13 protein-coding genes and 1 tRNA gene are annotated in these 16,504 nt (G+C 60.0%); 4 read left to right on the forward strand and 10 right to left on the reverse strand.

What is annotated here, in order from left to right; all coding sequences use genetic code 11:
• Positions 1 to 646: 646 nt before the first annotated feature.
• Positions 647 to 1,480 (forward strand): hypothetical protein, encoded by an 834-nt coding sequence (locus tag ACWUI2_RS15340; protein ID WP_486983729.1) that lies wholly within the window; start codon positions 647 to 649, stop codon positions 1,478 to 1,480.
• A 147-nt stretch (positions 1,481 to 1,627) separates the two neighbouring features.
• On the opposite strand, the gene ACWUI2_RS15345 is transcribed toward ACWUI2_RS15340, so the two are convergent.
• The 3 genes from ACWUI2_RS15345 to ACWUI2_RS15355 all read right to left on the reverse strand — a co-directional run bounded on the left by ACWUI2_RS15345 (position 1,628) and on the right by ACWUI2_RS15355 (position 3,113).
• Positions 1,628 to 2,071: a type II toxin-antitoxin system VapC family toxin gene (locus ACWUI2_RS15345; RefSeq protein WP_486983730.1), complete on the reverse strand. Its 444-nt coding sequence runs from the start codon at positions 2,069 to 2,071 to the stop codon at positions 1,628 to 1,630.
• Positions 2,068 to 2,445, reverse strand: a complete 378-nt coding sequence (locus ACWUI2_RS15350; RefSeq protein WP_486983731.1) for a hypothetical protein — start codon at positions 2,443 to 2,445, stop codon at positions 2,068 to 2,070. The genes ACWUI2_RS15345 and ACWUI2_RS15350 overlap by 4 nt, the downstream gene beginning before the upstream one ends.
• Before the next feature lie 575 nt (positions 2,446 to 3,020).
• Positions 3,021 to 3,113: transfer RNA gene (locus tag ACWUI2_RS15355), tRNA-Ser, on the reverse strand.
• Positions 3,114 to 3,278: 165 nt separating this feature from the next.
• Between ACWUI2_RS15355 and ACWUI2_RS15360 the strand changes: the two genes are divergently transcribed.
• Positions 3,279 to 4,292 (forward strand): Gfo/Idh/MocA family protein, encoded by a 1,014-nt coding sequence (locus ACWUI2_RS15360; RefSeq protein WP_486983732.1) that lies wholly within the window; start codon positions 3,279 to 3,281, stop codon positions 4,290 to 4,292.
• A 235-nt stretch (positions 4,293 to 4,527) separates the two neighbouring features.
• Here ACWUI2_RS15360 and nadA read toward each other — a convergent pair whose 3' ends face one another.
• The 3 genes from nadA to ACWUI2_RS15375 form a co-directional block, all read right to left on the reverse strand.
• Entirely contained in the window at positions 4,528 to 5,514 is a 987-nt protein-coding gene (gene nadA, locus ACWUI2_RS15365; protein ID WP_486983733.1) for a quinolinate synthase NadA, read from the reverse strand.
• A gap of 93 nt (positions 5,515 to 5,607) precedes the next feature.
• Positions 5,608 to 5,970, reverse strand: a complete 363-nt coding sequence (locus ACWUI2_RS15370) for a TPR end-of-group domain-containing protein (RefSeq protein ID WP_486983734.1) — start codon at positions 5,968 to 5,970, stop codon at positions 5,608 to 5,610.
• 5 nt (positions 5,971 to 5,975) lie between these two features.
• Positions 5,976 to 6,437, reverse strand: a complete 462-nt coding sequence (locus ACWUI2_RS15375; RefSeq protein ID WP_486983735.1) for a Fur family transcriptional regulator — start codon at positions 6,435 to 6,437, stop codon at positions 5,976 to 5,978.
• A gap of 91 nt (positions 6,438 to 6,528) precedes the next feature.
• Here ACWUI2_RS15375 and priA point away from each other — a divergent pair, with 91 nt between their 5' ends.
• Positions 6,529 to 8,772: a replication restart helicase PriA gene (gene priA, locus ACWUI2_RS15380; protein ID WP_486983736.1), complete on the forward strand. Its 2,244-nt coding sequence runs from the start codon at positions 6,529 to 6,531 to the stop codon at positions 8,770 to 8,772.
• A gap of 472 nt (positions 8,773 to 9,244) precedes the next feature.
• On the opposite strand, the gene ACWUI2_RS15385 is transcribed toward priA, so the two are convergent.
• On the reverse strand, positions 9,245 to 10,615 hold the full coding sequence (locus tag ACWUI2_RS15385; RefSeq protein ID WP_486983737.1) for an MFS transporter: 1,371 nt from the start codon (positions 10,613 to 10,615) through the stop codon (positions 9,245 to 9,247).
• 154 nt (positions 10,616 to 10,769) lie between these two features.
• Positions 10,770 to 12,692: a sialidase family protein gene (locus ACWUI2_RS15390; RefSeq protein WP_486983738.1), complete on the reverse strand. Its 1,923-nt coding sequence runs from the start codon at positions 12,690 to 12,692 to the stop codon at positions 10,770 to 10,772.
• A gap of 348 nt (positions 12,693 to 13,040) precedes the next feature.
• Between ACWUI2_RS15390 and ACWUI2_RS15395 the strand changes: the two genes are divergently transcribed.
• Positions 13,041 to 14,450 carry an arylsulfatase gene (locus ACWUI2_RS15395; protein WP_486983739.1) on the forward strand — a complete coding sequence of 470 codons (1,410 nt, stop codon included), beginning with the start codon at positions 13,041 to 13,043 and terminating at the stop codon, positions 14,448 to 14,450.
• A 10-nt stretch (positions 14,451 to 14,460) separates the two neighbouring features.
• On the opposite strand, the gene ACWUI2_RS15400 is transcribed toward ACWUI2_RS15395, so the two are convergent.
• Positions 14,461 to 15,411 (reverse strand): 2-hydroxyacid dehydrogenase, encoded by a 951-nt coding sequence (locus tag ACWUI2_RS15400; RefSeq protein WP_486983740.1) that lies wholly within the window; start codon positions 15,409 to 15,411, stop codon positions 14,461 to 14,463.
• Complete coding sequence (locus ACWUI2_RS15405; protein ID WP_486983741.1) at positions 15,411 to 16,502, reverse strand: PfkB family carbohydrate kinase; 1,092 nt, start codon at positions 16,500 to 16,502, stop codon at positions 15,411 to 15,413. Before ACWUI2_RS15405 ends, ACWUI2_RS15400 begins: the two co-directional genes overlap by 1 nt.
• Positions 16,503 to 16,504 lie beyond the last annotated feature (2 nt).

The raw sequence follows: 16,504 nt of genomic DNA on the forward strand, positions 1-16,504 counted from the left end.
AGCTCCTGCTGATAAAGGGGGTTGCCCTGGGCGGGTTTGTTCATGCTGGTCCCAGGGCGACGAAATCGGAGGGTTGGCTTCCAGCCGACCTTCTTCTGAACGACGCCGACGGCGGACGGCAGGATGCCATCCCTCCCAGTGACGGGGGAGAACGTCGCCAGTCCCCGTAGTCGGGTTGGCTTTGCCGCCTGACAACAGCGGCCGAAGACGGCTGGCCGGAAGTTCGATATCACACGTCGCCGATGGGATCGCTTGTCTCCCGTTCGGACATCAAACGGTGGGGCGGCAAAGCCAACCCCACTACTTCAAACGGCTTCTATGCGAGCGAAATCGGAGGGTTGGCTTCTAGCCGACCTTCTCCTGAACGACGCCGACGGCGGACGGCAGGATGCCATCCCTCCCAGTGCGGGCAGGTTTCACTTTAGGATATTCGCTCGCGCGAACAGGGTTGTTTTATTTGGCCGATGAACTTCCCGCGGTAGAGTATCTGCCCTGTTGGAGTTCCGGCTTTGGCCGGTTTTTAGATCGAGGTGGGGACCGGGTGAAGCCGGAACTCCAACAAGGCGGCCAGATAGCCCTGGGGCTGGGGGATGATCCCTCGGAAATCCATTGCGGTGCGATTGTTTGCTTCATTATCGTTGTCGGCATGAACCTTCTTTCGTTGTTGCGGTTTTCTTGGGGGGTGCGGTGGGCTATCGGGGTAGGAATCGGGTGCGGATTTGTCGCGATCCAGGCGGCGGCGGCCGAATCATCCATCACGGTGCCCGGGGCGCAGCGGGCAATTGAACGCTATGAGGCGGCGATCGCGCAGGCGGAGGCGACCTTCCGTGAGGCGGGAGAACGGGCGGAGGGACGCTGGGATAAGGCCGCCTTTCTTCGGCGGTCGGCGGTCACCCATACGGCGGCGGTCGAGAGCGCCACGGAGGAATTGAGCACCGAGTTGAAGCGGATCGAGGATTGGCTGCTGGGACAGGTGGAAAAAATCCGGTTGCGCAGGGAGGAGGCCGAAGCCGCCAAAGATGCGTTGGCCAGCCCCTATTTTTTCGGGACGTTACACGTGGTGGTGAAAGGAAGCGCCGATGTTTATCTCAACGGCGAGCTTCTGGCCGCGATGGAGAACCCGAATGCGACGCACCACAGCAGCACTAAAACGCGGTTTCGCTCGGGGGATTTCCTGGTCTTCCGAGTGCGGTCGCCGTTTGTGTATCGCTCGTTTCGAGCCGCCATCGTCACCGAGGAGGGTCATGTGATTTCGCTCACGACCACGGAACGGCTCCACGTGACCGACAATGGCGAACTCGATCCGGCGATGACGACCGCGATGGATCTCGATGAAGGGTGGTCAAAGGTCAGGTTGGGGCGTTCTGAATCGGAAATGGACCGGCGTTGGGAGAGCCTGCGATTGAAGGACGATCAGACCAATTGGATCGGGCTCCCCGCCCGGGGAGAAACCTACCTTTTCGCCGTGGTTGTTCCGTGAAGCAGAAGGGTGAGGGAGTTGAGTTCGTTTCGCGAAAGGCATTCACATGCCAAACACCTTTTCGGTACGTCAAATGGCGGAGAGAGAGGGATTCGAACCCGACTGGCAAATAAATGGCAAATCGGCCGGCCCTGCCAGAGCGTTTTTTCATTTCACGACAACGGTCTCAAAGCCTCTGGCTTTTGCCAACGCTCCCTGGTCCTTGTCACGGGTTAGAAAGAGATCCGGATTGATTTGCTCCAGTAAGGCGACGTGCAGGACATCCGCGCTGCGCATTCTCATGTGGCTTCCAAAAGCGGCGCTCAACTGCTGGCAATCCCGCAAGGCGTCTTCCCAACTGATCTCAATCAGCTCGAAAGGTCCCGCACGGTGGAGGTGCTTGAAAAACCGGACCAGCGCCTCGATGCGCGGCGCCTCCGCCCCGGCAAGGCACAACTGCCGCAGGCTGTTGATGGTCTCGATTTGCGACCATGAGCTCGTCAGCCAATCATCGCCTGCGTGCTGCCTGAACGCATCCCGTGCGCCCGCATTCGCTATGTCTCCCAGGTAGAGGAAGGAGACGAGAAACGAAGTGTCGGTATAAATTTTCAAGACTCGTCTTCCTGCAAGAAGGCAAGCGTGTCGATCTTCGGCTCGCCCTCACCCAGCCGGTCGATCTGCTCTTCGATGTCGGCCGCAGTCCACTTGCGGCGCTTTTGACGAGAGACAACTAGGCCTCCCTCCCTGTCCTCGATCAGGACCGATTCGCCAGGCCGGATGGAGGTCAGCCGCGACGGCTTTCTCGCCAATTCGCGTTTCGTGATTTTCTTCATGCTGACAATGTTGACTGACAACCGGCGACGAGCAAGCCGGTTTTCTTCATCCTCTACGTGCCAGGAGAGGCTTTGCTCGTCGCGTTTCTGTGCGCAGGGACCAGATAACGAGCCCTCATCCGTAAACTCCCACAAACGCTGAAGCTCATTCAAACACCACCTCTTTCTGAGCCCTCCAGAGAGCGGAGGCGGGTGTGGCGCCGTCGGCGAGTTTTTGCCAAAGCTTCCGGCATGAGGTGGTCGTATGGCCTCCGGCCACCCCATCTCCGCTACGCTCCGTCAAACCCTATTCTCGGGTTCAAATCCCTCTTCGACGGTTGGCCCCGGCGATAAAGACGTTCACATACAGGCATACCGCCTTTTCGGTGCGTCAAATGGCGGAGAGAGAGGGATTGGGTTCGCTTCGCGAAGTCTTTCAGACCGGCCTCCGGCCACCCCATCTCCGCTACGCTCCGTCAAACCCTCTTCTCGGGTTCAAATCCCTCTTCGACGGTCGGCCCCGGCGATAAAGACGTTCACATACAGACATACCGCCTTTTCGGTGCGTCAAATGGCGGAGAGAGAGGGATTGGGTTCGCTTCGCGAAGTCTTTCAGACCGGCCTCCGGCCACCCCATCTCCGCTACGCTCCGTCAAACCCTCTTCTCGGGTTCAAATCCCTCTTCGACGGTTGGCCCCGGCGATAAAGACGTTCACCATACAGGCATACCGCCTTTTCGGTGCGTCAAATGGCGGAGAGAGAGGGATTCGAACCCTCGGAACCCCTTTTGGGGGTTCGGCGGTTTAGCAAACCACTGCTTTAGACCACTCAGCCATCTCTCCTTGAGGTGAAGGTCAAAGAAAAGCATTTGAGGGAAAAAAACAAGGGGATTCTTTAGCTTTTTCATTTTAGGGGAATTGCAGACGTGCGGGACCGGGTTTGCCGTTATCGGTTTCGAAAACTTCGGCGTTTTCATTCGGTCGGTTTTGGGGCATAACGGAGGAACTATGGCTTTGGATAAGATTCGCGTGGGGATCATTGGGGCGGGAGAGAATACCCGGAAAATGCATATCCCGGGGTTTCAAAAAATTCCCGGAGTTTCGCTGACGATGGTCTGCAACCGTTCGGAAGCTTCGTCGCAGCGGGTGGCCGATGCGTATGGAATCGCGCGGATCGCCGGGCATTGGCGGGAGGTGGTGGAGGCGGAGGACGTGGACGCCGTCATGATCGGGACTTGGCCCTGTCTCCACGCCGAAGCTTCGATCGCGGCTTTGGAGGCGGGCAAACATGTCCTGACCGAGGCACGGATGGCGCGAAATCTGGCGGAAGCCGAGCGGATGTTGGAGGCGAGTCGCCGCCATCCCGACCGGGTCGCCCAGATCGTGCCCGCGCCGATGTCATTGGACGTCGATTCAACGGTGGCGGAGGTGTTGGAAAGGAAGGAACTTGGCGATTTGCGGGAAGTTTTGGTCACCCACACCGGGGGCCAGTTCCTCGATTCCTCCAAGCCGATCACCTGGCGGCAGGATTTCGAGTTGAGTGGATTCAACGTCCTGACTCTGGGGATCTATCATGAAATCGTCCAGCGCTGGATCGGCTTGGAGCCGGAGCGGGTGATGGCGGATGCGGCGGTCTTCACCAAAGAACGGCCGGGGGAAGCAGGCGAGGGAAAGATGGAGGTGAAAATCCCGGACAGCGTTTCGGTGTTGGCCCGGATCGGGGGCGCCCGTTTGGTTTATCATTTCAGCGGAGTGGAGGCGGGGAAACCACGGAACGAAATTCGGTTGAACGGATCGCGGGGCGGACTTCGTTTCGACGTGGCGGCCGGGGAGTTGTATCAGAGCGACGGATCGAAGGAATGGAAGGTTGAGATTCCGGCGGAAAAGCGGCGCGGTTGGCGGGTGGAAGCCGATTTCATCGAAAGTATCCGAACCGGAGCGCCGGTGCGCCTGACTTCGTTCGAAGAGGGCGTGAAATACATGCGGTTCACCGAAGCGGTCCATCGCGCCTGGGCGGGTTAAAGGAGTTCTCAATCGTAGCATCGAGTTTTCACTCGATGATTCTTCCGCCCGCGATGGTCATCCGGCGAAAGCCGGGATGCTACGGAGCAATCGTAGCATCGAGTTTTCACTCGATGATTCCATTCGCGATAGTCATCCGGCGAAAGCCGGGATGCTACGAATACCAGCATCGAGTTTTCACTCGATGATTCCATTCGCGATAGTCATCCGGCGAAAGCCGGGATGCTACGGAGCATCACCGGCTCCAGTCGAGCATCCGTTTCAGCGGCTGGTAGGCGGCTTGGCGGAGGTCTTCGGGCATGGTGATCTCGGGAGAGAGGTCGCGGAGGGCGTCACGGACCTTTTCAATGGTGTTCATTTTCATGAACCGGCATTCATTGCAGGCGCAGTTGTCGGTCGGACCGGCGACGAAGGTTTTCCCCGGGACCTCGCGGCGGAGGCGGTTGAGCATGCCGGTTTCGGTGACCACGATCAAGGTGTCGGACGGATGCGATTTGGCGTAGCCGACCATTTTTTCGGTGCTGCAAACTTCGTCGGCCATGTCGCGGACCACCTCGGTGCATTCCGGGTGGGCGACGATCGGGGCGCCGGGGAATTCGCCGCGCAACCGCTCGAGCGAGCGGACGGTGAACATGATGTGGACGTAGCAACTCCCCGGCCAAAGGCGCATTTTGCGGCCGGTCTGTTTGGCGACCCATTGGCCGAGGTTTTGGTCGGGGACGAAAAGGATTTCGCGGTCGGCCGGGATGTTTTCGACGATTTTGACCGCGTTGCCGCTGGTGCAGATCACGTCGGAGAGGGCTTTGACCTCGGCGGAGCAATTGATGTAGGCGACGACGTAGAGGCCGGGGTTCGCTTCCTTGTAGGCGGCGAGTTGTTCCGGCGGGCAGGAGTCGGAGAGGGAGCAACCGGCTTCGAGGTCGGGGAGGATGACGGTTTTGCCCGGGTTCACGATCTTGGCGGTTTCGGCCATGAAGTGGACGCCGCAGAAAAGGATGACGTCGGCGTCGGTTTCGGCCGCGCGGTAGGCGAGGCCGAGGGAATCGCCCACCACATCGGCGATTCGCTGAATCGGCTCGATCTGGTAGTTGTGGGCGAGGATGATGGCGTTGCGCTCCTTCTTGAGCGCGAGGATTTCCTCCTGGATCGGAGTCAACGGTTCCTCTTCCCGGCCGTCGCGGGGAGCAAACACCATCGGTTCGTAGTCGAGAGTCTTGGCCATGTCGTGAAAAACGTGAAAACGGGAAGAAGATAGGGGAAAGCGCCCGCCGTCAACGCCGGAGGACGTTTTGCAAAAACCGCCGGTTGATCCGGATCAATTGTGGGGGTTGATTTCCGCCAGCAGCTGGAGGAATTCGGGATGGCTCTTGATTCCATCGAGGTCGGGATCCTGCATCAGCCAATCGAAGTCACTGTAGCCGAGGGAGATCGCCTTGTGCAACGTATCCATCGCCTCGGAGTGCCGCTTCTTGAGGGCCAGGCTGCAGGCGAGGTTGTAATGGGCGTTCGGGTTTTCGGGAAGCAGGCGCACCAGGCGCCGGTCCATCCGCAACCCGTCGGCGATCCGTCCGCTGCGGGTGTAAAGTTCTCCGAGCAGTTCGATGACGTCGGTGTATTTCGGGTTCCGCTTGAGGACGGATTCGTAGAATTCGATTTCGAAATTGTATTTTTTGGACATTCCTCTCAGGCGTGATTCTTGCAGGTCCCTTTTTCCCGGTATTGTTGACATTGTGCGGTGATTTGCAGGCGTTGGGAGATCGGGACGAGACCGAACTTGGACGAGACGGTATTACCATACCACTCCATGAAGGGTGCATCAATTTCAAAAATTTTCTCGCAATCGACGCAAAAAACCTGGGCCTGCTGGTTGTTTTTGCCGGTTTCGGCCCGGTAATATTTGAAATCCTTGCCGACGTCGACTTCCCGGAGGAGGCTGCTTTCGATCATGATCGGCAGGGAACGGTAGACGGTCGCCCGGGAGACGGAGCTGTCGATCGAACGGGCATGCTCGAGCAACTCGTCGGCGGTGAAATGGTCCTCGAACTGGAAGGCCGCCTCGAAAATGGCCAACCGCTGGCTCGTCACCCGCAGTCCGCAGTTGCCAAGGAAGTCCTTGAACCTTTCTCTGCAATCTTCAATCGTCACACGTTGAAGTGTTTTTCTCCCGTTGCTCCTGTCAATCTCCGTTGTCAAACGGAGCCGGTTTCCCGGCCGGGCGCGACGACAAATTTCCTCCATGGACCGCGACATCGTCACTGTTTTTCCGCTGGCCGGCTTCGACAAGGAGCTGGCTTACCGCGTGCCCGGACGGCTGGCGGGACGGATTGAAGTCGGTTCGCTGGTCCGGACCCCGATCCGTCACACCGAGGCCTTGGCGGTGGTCTCCCGGCTCGGCTCCCACGACGGATTTCCCGCCAACCGGTTGAAATTGATCACCCACCTGGTGCAGGAGGAACCGGTCTTGCCTCCCGACCTGATCGAACTCGCCCGGTGGATGCGGGTTTATTACGCGGCCCCGCTCGAATCGATCCTGGAGCGGATGGTGCCGGGGCCGGTCCGCCGGGGGATGAAAATCAAACAGGAAACCTACCTGAAAGCGGCGCGCCAACTCGCTCCGGACGAATTGGAGGAACTGGCCCGGCGGGCGCCGAAACAGGCGGTCCTTTACCGCTTCGTCGCCCAGCAGCTGATCCCGCAGAAAAAAAGTCTGTTGCTGCAACGGACCGAAACCAGTCCGGCCGCCTGCAAGGCGTTGGTCGAGAAAGGGCTATTGATCGAAGAAGCCCGCCGGGTGGAGCGGGAAGCCTACGGAGACGATCTGGCCGACAGCGAATCGGTGGCGGGAGCGTCGTTCGCATTGAATGCGGAACAAGAAGAGGCGGCGGCCGACATCGGACGGAGCATCGAGGCGGGGAAGTTCGCGGTCCATTTGCTCCACGGCGTGACGGGTTCCGGGAAGACCGAAGTTTACATCCGGTTGTTGCAACAAGCCCTGGACCTCGGGGGAACCGTCATTTTCCTGGTGCCCGAGGTGGCCCTGACCCCCCAGACGGTCGGACGCCTTCGCGGGCGGTTGGAGAAGGAGAGCGGGGTGAAGACGGTGGTTTGGCACAGCCATTTGTCGGAAGGGGAACGCTTCGACGCCTGGCAATCGGTCGCGTCCGGCGAGGCGCGGGTGGTGGTCGGCGCCCGGTCGGCGATCTTCGCCCCGTTGCGGAATCTCCGGCTGGTGATCGTCGACGAGGAACACGAACCGGCCTACAAACAGGAGGAGACGCCCCGGTATCACGGACGCGACGCCGCCGTCTACCGGGCGATGCTGAATCGGGCGGTCTGCGTGCTCGGATCGGCCACGCCTTCGCTCGAATCGTTGCACAATGTCAAGCGGGGCAAATACCGGGTCAACCGCTTGTTGAAACGGGTCGACGACCGCCAGTTGCCGTTGATCCATGTGGTCGACATGCGCTACGAACTGATGAACAAAAAAGGCTCGTTGCCGCTCTCCCGGATGTTGGTGGAGAAAATGCGGATCCGCTTCGAGATGCGGGAGCAAACCATCCTCTTCATCAACCGGCGCGGCTATTCGTCGAGCATGATTTGCCCGGAGTGCGGCTATGTCTGCGGATGCGAGCATTGCAGCGTCACCCTGACGTATCACCGCTGGGACGAAACCTTGAAATGCCACCTCTGCGGTCACGAACGCGGCGCTCCGCTCGGTTGCCCGCAATGCAATTCCCCGAAAATCCGTTGGCGCGGCTTCGGCACCCAGCGGGTGGAGGAGGCGTTGCGGCAGGCGATGCCGCGGGCGGCGGTGGAGCGGATCGACACCGACTCGATGTCGAAGAAAAACCGCTTCCGCGAGATCCTCAGCGCCTTCCGCCTCGGCAAAATCGACATCCTTATCGGAACCCAGATGATCGCCAAAGGACTCGATTTCCCGAACGTGACCCTGGTCGGTTTGATCGACGCCGACCTCTCGTTGCACATCCCCGATTTCCGGGCGAGCGAGCGAACCTTCCAGTTGCTGGTCCAGGTGGCGGGCCGGGCCGGCCGGGGCGACCGGGCGGGGGAGGTGGTGGTGCAAACCTTCACCCCTCACGCCGCCCCGATCCAGTTCGCCCGCCGGGGCGATTTCGACGGATTCAGCGAAGACGAGATGGAATCGCGCCGTCAGTTCGCGTATCCGCCGTTCCGGCATCTGATTCATCACTTGTTTCAATCGAAGAACCCGGAGAAAATCGCCTTTTTCGCCGAGCAATGGGTCCGGCTGGTCGAGGCGGAATTGGGGGACAAAGTGGAAATCCGCGGACCGGTTCCGGCCCCGCTGGAAAAAGTGAAGGACAACTACCGCTTTCAGGTCTGGTATTTCTGCGGCAACGTCTCCCGGACGATCCCGCATCTGCGGCGGTTGCGTCAGGATTTCAAATGGCCCGACGACATGACCCAGGTGCTGGACGTCGACGCGGTGAATTTGTCGTGAGGGGGAGTTGATGGAAACGGAACTGGGAACACACCCCACCGCTCTCGCGAGCGGTCCCCCCCCTCTCAAGAGGGGAACTTTTTCACACCCCACCGCTCTCGCGAGCGGTCCCCCCCCTCTCAAGAGGGGAACTTTTTCACACCCCACCGCTCTGGCGAGCGGTCCCCCCCTCTCAAGAGGGGAACTTTTTCACACCCCACCGCTCTGGCGAGCGGTCCCCCCCTCTCAAGAGGGGAACTGCTTACAAAAAGATCCCCTCTTGAGAGGGGGGGACCGCTCGCTAGAGCGGTGGGGTGTGTTTCCGGGCCGGTCCGGCAATCCGCCTGGATCGCGGGGGGCGGAGCGGGTGCATCAGCACGGAGCGGTTGTTCGGTCGATGAAGCGAGCAAACTTGCGGCACCGAGGAGACCGGTCAGAACTGTTCGCGCGGTCGATCCGGACCCTGACGTCGATGCGCCGAATCCGTCATTGTTTACGCGGGTTTCTCGGCTTTCGGTTCCATCTTCGGCAACGGAACGATGAAAAGGAGGAGGAGGGCTCCAAATCCGATTATGGTGGCGATGGTGAACATCGGAACATAGCCGTAGGCTTCCTGGACGAACCCGGCCAGCGCGCCCGGAAAAGTGAATCCCATTCCCATCAGGCTGGTGGAAATGACCAGCAGGGAAGTGCGATAGGGGCCTTTCGCGATGGCATACATGAAGAATAAAAACGGGGCGAATCCCATCCCGTATCCAAAACTCTCGAGGCAGGAAACGATGAAGAGGGTGGTCGGGAAAGTGTCGCCGAGGAAGGTAAAGGTGGCGACGGGTTGGGCCCAGGCCAGGTAAATGTAACCGATGTTCGGGAGGTTCAGCAGGATGCCGAGAAGGAGAAACGTGGCGGGCAGCCCCCATCGGGCGATGATGAACCCGCCGAGAATGCCTCCGATGGTCATCCAGGGAACATCCGTGTAGGTCTTGAGCATCGCCACGGTGGAGGCGGTGACCCCCATGCCGCCATCCTCGATCGAATCCATGTAGAAGGGGGCGGTCATGAAAAACTGCATGCCTTGACCGAACCGGTAGGTGAGGATCAAGAGGATGATGGCCCAGACCCGCTTCATTTTAAAATATTCTTTGAGCGCGACCAGCACCGGGAATTTCCCCTGGAAATCGACCGGGACATCTTCCGTTGGCCGGGGAAGGAAGATCTTGCAATAGGCGGCGCTGATCCAAAAGGCGACGGCGGCGCCGGCCAGGACGACGGCCCAACCGATCGTGGTCGTGCCTCCGGTGTCGCCAACGATGGACTCGTTGATATCCGCCCCGATTCTAACCAGAAGGATGAGACCGAGGATCATTCCGGCCCGGATGGAGGCCGTCATGATTCCGCTGAACTTGGCCTGTTCCTTCAGGGTGAGAGCCCGTTGATAAAACCCGTTCGCCGCGATGGAGGTGGCCGCGAACAGGATCGACATCGAAAAGAACAGCGTCAGGGTAACGACGGTGAAGAAGGAGTCGAGCAGCATCGCCCCGGCCAGGAACATTGAGGCGAGTCCGAGACCCGCGAGCAGTTTCCAGATAAGCGAGCGTTTGGTGTCGAACGAGTCGAGGAACGGGGCGATCAGGAAAGCGAACGAAGCGGGGAGCCCGAGGAGGGCGAGCATCCCTATGAAGGAGTTCGGATAGCCCAAATCCTTGTAGAGGACCTGGGTCATACCGCCGATGATCCCCCCTTGGCCGAGACCGAAAACGATGTAGAGGATCGGGACGAAGATCCAGGGAGAGGCGATGACGCGTGAACCGAAGCTACCACTTTGTTCGGGAGGCGGGGTTTCTTGAGCGATGGTCTTGGATGACATGGGATCGGTGGATCGACGTTGCGGTGCCTCTCCAGAAAAGGGGGGCTGATTTTTCAATTAGACTTGAAAGGATCGTCTTCGGGCGAGTCCTGAAAATAAGAGAAACCGGACATTGAGTGCGGGTCGGGGCGTCCCCGGCCCGCCTTTCGATGTTTTACGAGCGGGCGGCCCCGTCGAGGTTCGCGTAATTTCCGACCGGATTCCGCATGGGAATCACAGGCTGGGCCAGCCGTTCGGCCAAGGCGATCGCCTCGCAGGTCATCAGGGCGCGGTTGTGAACGGAGAGGGTTTCGACGGCCGCATCGACGAATAGTCTCTTCCGGCCTTCGATATTGAGCAGGTGGGGACTGAACCGGCTCCATCCGAATTGCAGGTCATTCCCTCCGTCGCAGAATTTTCCGTCGACGATCAAGCTGACGATGTTCGGTCCGCCGTCGACGATTACGGCCACGGAGTGCCGGTTTCCCGGCTTGAGCAAGCCCGGTTCCGATTCATGCACGGTTTGGGTTTGATCGCATCCGAGCCAGAGCCGGACGCCGCCGGTTTCCAGAAGTTCGAATCGGAGTCCGGAGCGCCCGAACTTGGTCCGATTGTCCAGCAGGGGGAGAGGAAACCTTCCGGCCGTCGGCACTTTCACCGAAAAAACCAGCGAGAAGCCTTGGCGCAAATTGACCAGGCCGTGATCGGGGCGCCGCATATCCCGTTGGCTGAAACGGGGCAGCGTCGGCATCTCGACTTCGCATCCTCCCTGGTCGACCTCGAGGATACAGCCGCCTTCATCTACCTCCAATCCGTCGAATTGTCCCCAGAGTTTTTCCAGGAAGCCCGGGTCGATGCGATGAAGCCGGGCTTCGTTTTTGTGGGTTTCGGTCACGTACAACCCATCTTCGAGTTCGATCAGATCGGGATAGCTCATCCGAATGACCGGATCATCGTCGTACAGCAGGATCTCGGGTTCGGACCAGACGAGGATTTTTCCGTCCGGCCCATCCTGCTCGATACCGGCGGAGACCCATGCCGGGTTGCGGTCTTCGTAGGGACTTTTTACGGGATAGTCCAAGCCATGGTCCCCGACAAAGCGGCCGCCGTGGTTGTGAAACCATTGCAGATATTTCCCGTTCTTGCAGCGCCAGACGAAGGCCGCCGCCCGTGGATTCTTCATCGGCCGCCCGTCGCGGTAACGCTTGTAGCCGGGTTCCGACCAGGTGCAGCCGCCGTCGCGGCTGTAGCTTTCGACCAGGTATCCGTCGATCGTCCGATAGACGCAATAAATGGAGTCGTCGCTCAGGACCGAATAACTCTGTTCCTCGGCGATCGGACCGCCTCCCGGAGGGGTCCGCAGGCCGACGTCTCCGCTCGGAAGGGTCTCCCAACGGATCTTTTCCGGGTCGCGTTCGGTGAGAAGATTGTCACTACGAACCAGCCATCCCTCCGAGCTCTCGATGAACCCGTCTCCGAAGCCGCCCACTTTGTGGATCGAAATGTAAGCGGCCCCGTTCAAGGTGAAGGGACGTCCTACGTTCCACATGAAGCGGATCGACCCCTTGCGGACGTTGTTGCGGTCGATCGACGATTCGCGGATCGGCACCTTGTAATACCGGTCCGACCAGGTTTTCCCATGATCGTCGGAGTATTTGAAGACATGGTAGCCGAGGGTGTCGACCCGGTATGTGTATGGATTTCCTGGATACTCAGTTTCGATCCGGCGGATGTTGTCTTCGTTGAAATTGTAAAAGCAATAGAGGCGGCCGGACGGCGTCTTTAAGAGGACGGCGTAGGAGGATTCCGGTTTGTCGGGCGATTCGACCGCCACCGTTTCCTCCCAGGTCGATCCGTCGTCCGTGCTTCGGATCACCGCGACGTGTTGGCCGCGGCATCCTTCCCGTCCCACGCCGGTCGTCACCACGCAAAGCAGAGCTCCGTCGTCGGACTTAATCAAATACGGTTGGTCCGCGTAGGAAAGGGTCGGGATGATGATCCCGTCGGTCCGCAGCCGCCAATCATGGGATTGATCAGCCAGAAGCATATCTTTGGAGATCCCATCGGGAACGCATGCGTCGTTTGGATGGTAGGACATTGTCGAAAAATTGGTTATGGGACGCGCGGAAATCCCGTGTAAGGGGATCGCGCGACCGGGACTGATTCGTTGGCATTACTTTTGCCCTCCCGATCCTTTCCCTCAAGTTGCTTTCCTATGAGGATGGGGACAAAACGTGTGGGTTTTCGTCCCGCCGGGGATGCGGGAGGAAGGGCATTCTGCCGTCCGCCGTCGTGCTCATTTTGGTTGGAGCGTCGGCATTGGCGCTCGGCTGGAAGCCAACCCTCCGATTTTAGGGAACCTTTCGTTTTCTCCTATCATTTGGCCGGATCACGGCATTGAATTGTCTTTACGCCGGGATTGCGACGCCGCTTCCTGATGGAACCAATGACTCGACCGAATATCCTGTTTATCCTCGCCGACGACATGGGTTATGGCGACTTCGGCTGCTTCAACTACGGAATGTCGTCCACACCGAACCTCGACTCCCTGTTGAAGGAAAGCGTCTGCCTGACCCAGCATTATTCCGCGTCCGCGCTGTGCGCTCCCGCGCGGGCGGCGTTGCTCACCGGCCGCTACCCCCTCCGCACGGGGGTGATTGATACGATTTGTCTGAGCCGGCGCGATTGCCTGGCCACTCGGGAAGTGACGATGGCCGACCTCTTCCGGAGGAGCGGGTACCGGACCGGGTGCGTTGGGAAATGGCACCTGGGAAGCGTCGAGGCGAAGTATCATCCCAATGCGCGGGGCTTCGACGAATTCACCGGCTTCAGGGCCGGATGGACGAATTATTACGACTACCGGCTCGATCGAAACGGATCTCTCCGGCAGGGCGATGGCACCTATCTCACCGATGTTTTTACCGAGGAGGCGATCTCCTTCATCGGCCGTCATCGCACCGAGCCGTTCTTTCTCCATCTCGCCTACAACGCTCCCCACACTCCGTTGGAGGCGCCGGACGAAGATCTGGCGCCGTTTCTGGAAAGCGGACGTCACAACCGGGCCGTCAGCCATCTTTACGGCATGATCAAGCGATTGGACGCCGGGGTGGGACGGGTGATGGAGTATTTGAAGAAAACCGGGTTGGCGGAGAACACCATCGTCGTCTTCACCAGCGACAACGGCCCGCAGTTCGGAGGGGAAGGGGAAATGAAGCTGGACCGGTTCAATTGCGGTTTCCGCGGGGCGAAGGGAAGTGTCCATGAGGGCGGGATACGTGTTCCGCTCATCATCCGGTGGCCGGCGGGGCTTCAGGGGGGGCGTTTTTACCATGACCTGGTCCATTTCACCGATTGGCTGCCGACGCTCGCCGGCGCGGCCGGAGTTCCCTTGCCCCGGGAGATTCCGATGGACGGCCAGGACGTTCTGCCGGCGTTGAGGGGCGAAGGGCGGACGAAGCTGCCGGCGAAACGTTTTTGGCAATGGAGCCGTGCGGTGCCGGTCGCGACTCACAATGCGGCGATGCGGGACGGCGATTGGAAGCTCGTGCGGCCGGGCGACGTCCTGGCGAACACGATGGCGCCTCTTCCCGGATGGGACCATGATCTGGAGTTGTACCAGGATGTGGATTTTTATCCTGAGAAATACCAGAATGGTGTTCCGGAAGCCGCGGGTGTTCCTCCTTGCGTGGGGGTGCCGTCCGATCCGCCCCTGCTCTTCAATCTGGCCGCCGATCCGCTCGAGACCACGGACCTCTCCGGAGTTCATCCCGAAATCGTTTCGCGGATGTCGCGGGAACTGGACAATTGGTTCGACGAAGTTGAAGACGATCGCCGAACGATTGCCGCCGAAAAATAGCCCGGTCGCTTCAGCCGGGTTGGTTGACCGGATGGGGAGGCTTTTGCCCGGCCAGCACCGCGGCGACGTTTTCGCAAGCCATCCGCCGGGTCGCTTCCCGTGATTCCCTCGTGCCCCCACCTATGTGGGGAGTCAGCACGACGTTCTTCATCCCGATGAGCGCCGGATGCACGTTCGGTTCGTTCTCGAAAACATCGAGGCCGGCTCCGCCGAGATGCCCCCTTTCGAGCGCAGCGGCCAGGGCCGCCTCGTCCATGGTCTGTCCCCGTGCGAGGTTCAAGAAGATCGCACCCGGTTTCATGCGGGCGAAGCGGTCTTCGCTCATCAGACGACGTGTTTCGGGCTGAAGGGGGACGTGCAAGGAAACGACGTCGGCCACCGGCAGAAGTTCGTCGAGGGAGCGGGACCGGGGGTCGTCGGAGGAGACCGGATCGTAGAAAAGAATCCGCATGCCGAAGGCGTCCGCCCGCCGGGCCACCGCTTTCCCGATCCGGCCAAACCCGACGATCCCGAGAGTCTTGCCGGTGAGCTCCATCCCATCCCAGCGGCCGGGCTGGAAACTCTTCCATTCGCCCGAGCGGACGAAAGTATCCGCTTCCAGGATACGCCGGGCGACGTTGAGGAGCAGCGCCAAGGTGCAATCCGCCGCCGATTCGACGAAAGTGCCGGGGGCGTTGGTCGCCCAAACCCCTCTGCGGGCCATCAACGGCAGGTCCAGGTTGTCGGTCCCCAAGGCGACGTTGGCGACGATTTTGAGATTCGGGGCGGCGTCGAGCAGTTCCTCGTCGACCTTCAGCTCCGCCTGGTTGACGATCGCGGTCAGGCGGGGCGCATGGCGCAGCACCTCCTCGCGCGGCATGAGGTCGCCGTTGGCCGGCCCCATGATCACTTGGGCTTTTCCTCGCAGGACCTGGAGGACCGTTTCGGGAACGGTGTTGGTGATTAAAACGATCGGTTTCATTAGCGTACCACCCTTCCGGATGCGTTTCCTTTCATTAATTTTTCGACGTCGGCGCGGGAACTGAAATTGAAATCTCCTTCGATCGAGTGGGCCAGGCACGATGCGGCCGCGGCAAAACGAATCGCGCTCGCCGGATCGGAGAGTTCGCCGGTGTTCAGCGCATAGATCAACCCGGCCGCGAAACTGTCGCCGCCGCCGACCCGGTCGATGATCGCCCGGATCTCGTAGGGGCGATAGTTGTCCTGGGATTCGGGGGCAAAATACGCCCGGTCCGGTCCCGGCTCGTAGAGCATGGCGCCCCAGTTATTGTGGGTGGCGGAAATGCTCTCCCGTAGCGTGATGGCGACCTGGCCGATATTTTTGAATTGGCGGCAGATCTCCGCCGCGACCCGCGGATATACTTCGATGTTCAATTTGCCACCGTGCACGTCGCTCCCTTCGGCCTTGATGCCAAGGACATCGGACGCATCCTCTTCGTTCGCGATCACCAGGTCGACGAGCGGCAGAATTTGGCGCATGCACCGGCCCGCGAGGTTCTTCGCGTCGAAACCGGTTTCCCATTGCCAAAGTTTGTTCCGGAAGTTCAGGTCGCACGACACTTTTAAATTTCTTTTCCTGGCTTCCCGCACCGCGGCCAAGGTCGATTCGAACGCCTTCCGCGATAGAGCCGGGGTGATCCCGGTTACGTGCAGCCATTGCGCTCCATCGAAGGCGGCCTCCCAATCGAAATCAGCCGGTTCCGCCAGGGCCAGGGCGCTGTGGTCGCGATCATAGGTTACCTCGCTCGGGCGCTGGTTGGCACCCTTTTCCACGAAATAGAGCCCCATTCGTCCGGCCGTGGTCCGGCGGACTTGGCGGGTGTCGACTCCGATGCCCTGCAAGGTCTGGAGGCAAGAGGCGGTTAGAACATTGTCGGGCAAGGCGGAGACGAATTTCGATCGGCCTCCGAGGAGCGCGATCGAGGCGGCGACATTTGCCTCGGCCCCGGCGAAAGTCAGTTCCAACAGGCCGGGCAGGCTCTGGCGGAAGCGTTTATGGCCAATGGGACAAATTCGTCCCATGATCTCACCAAATGTGACGATAGTATTCATTT

It is taken from the genome of Verruconatronum alginivorum (genome assembly GCF_056590205.1).

Excerpts from the sequence above, each read along its gene's own strand:
- ACWUI2_RS15340 (WP_486983729.1), top strand. The coding sequence starts at position 647 with ATGAACCTTCTTTCGTTGTTGCGGTTTTCTTGGGGGGTGCGGTGGGCT.
- priA (WP_486983736.1), top strand. The coding sequence starts at position 6,529 with ATGGACCGCGACATCGTCACTGTTTTTCCGCTGGCCGGCTTCGACAAG.
- ACWUI2_RS15370 (WP_486983734.1), bottom strand. The coding sequence starts at position 5,970 with ATGTCCAAAAAATACAATTTCGAAATCGAATTCTACGAATCCGTCCTC.
- ACWUI2_RS15360 (WP_486983732.1), top strand. The coding sequence starts at position 3,279 with ATGGCTTTGGATAAGATTCGCGTGGGGATCATTGGGGCGGGAGAGAAT.
- ACWUI2_RS15400 (WP_486983740.1), bottom strand. The coding sequence starts at position 15,411 with ATGAAACCGATCGTTTTAATCACCAACACCGTTCCCGAAACGGTCCTC.
- ACWUI2_RS15390 (WP_486983738.1), bottom strand. The coding sequence starts at position 12,692 with ATGTCCTACCATCCAAACGACGCATGCGTTCCCGATGGGATCTCCAAA.
- ACWUI2_RS15395 (WP_486983739.1), top strand. The coding sequence starts at position 13,041 with ATGACTCGACCGAATATCCTGTTTATCCTCGCCGACGACATGGGTTAT.
- nadA (WP_486983733.1), bottom strand. The coding sequence starts at position 5,514 with ATGGCCAAGACTCTCGACTACGAACCGATGGTGTTTGCTCCCCGCGAC.
- ACWUI2_RS15385 (WP_486983737.1), bottom strand. The coding sequence starts at position 10,615 with ATGTCATCCAAGACCATCGCTCAAGAAACCCCGCCTCCCGAACAAAGT.
- ACWUI2_RS15405 (WP_486983741.1), bottom strand. The coding sequence starts at position 16,502 with ATGAATACTATCGTCACATTTGGTGAGATCATGGGACGAATTTGTCCC.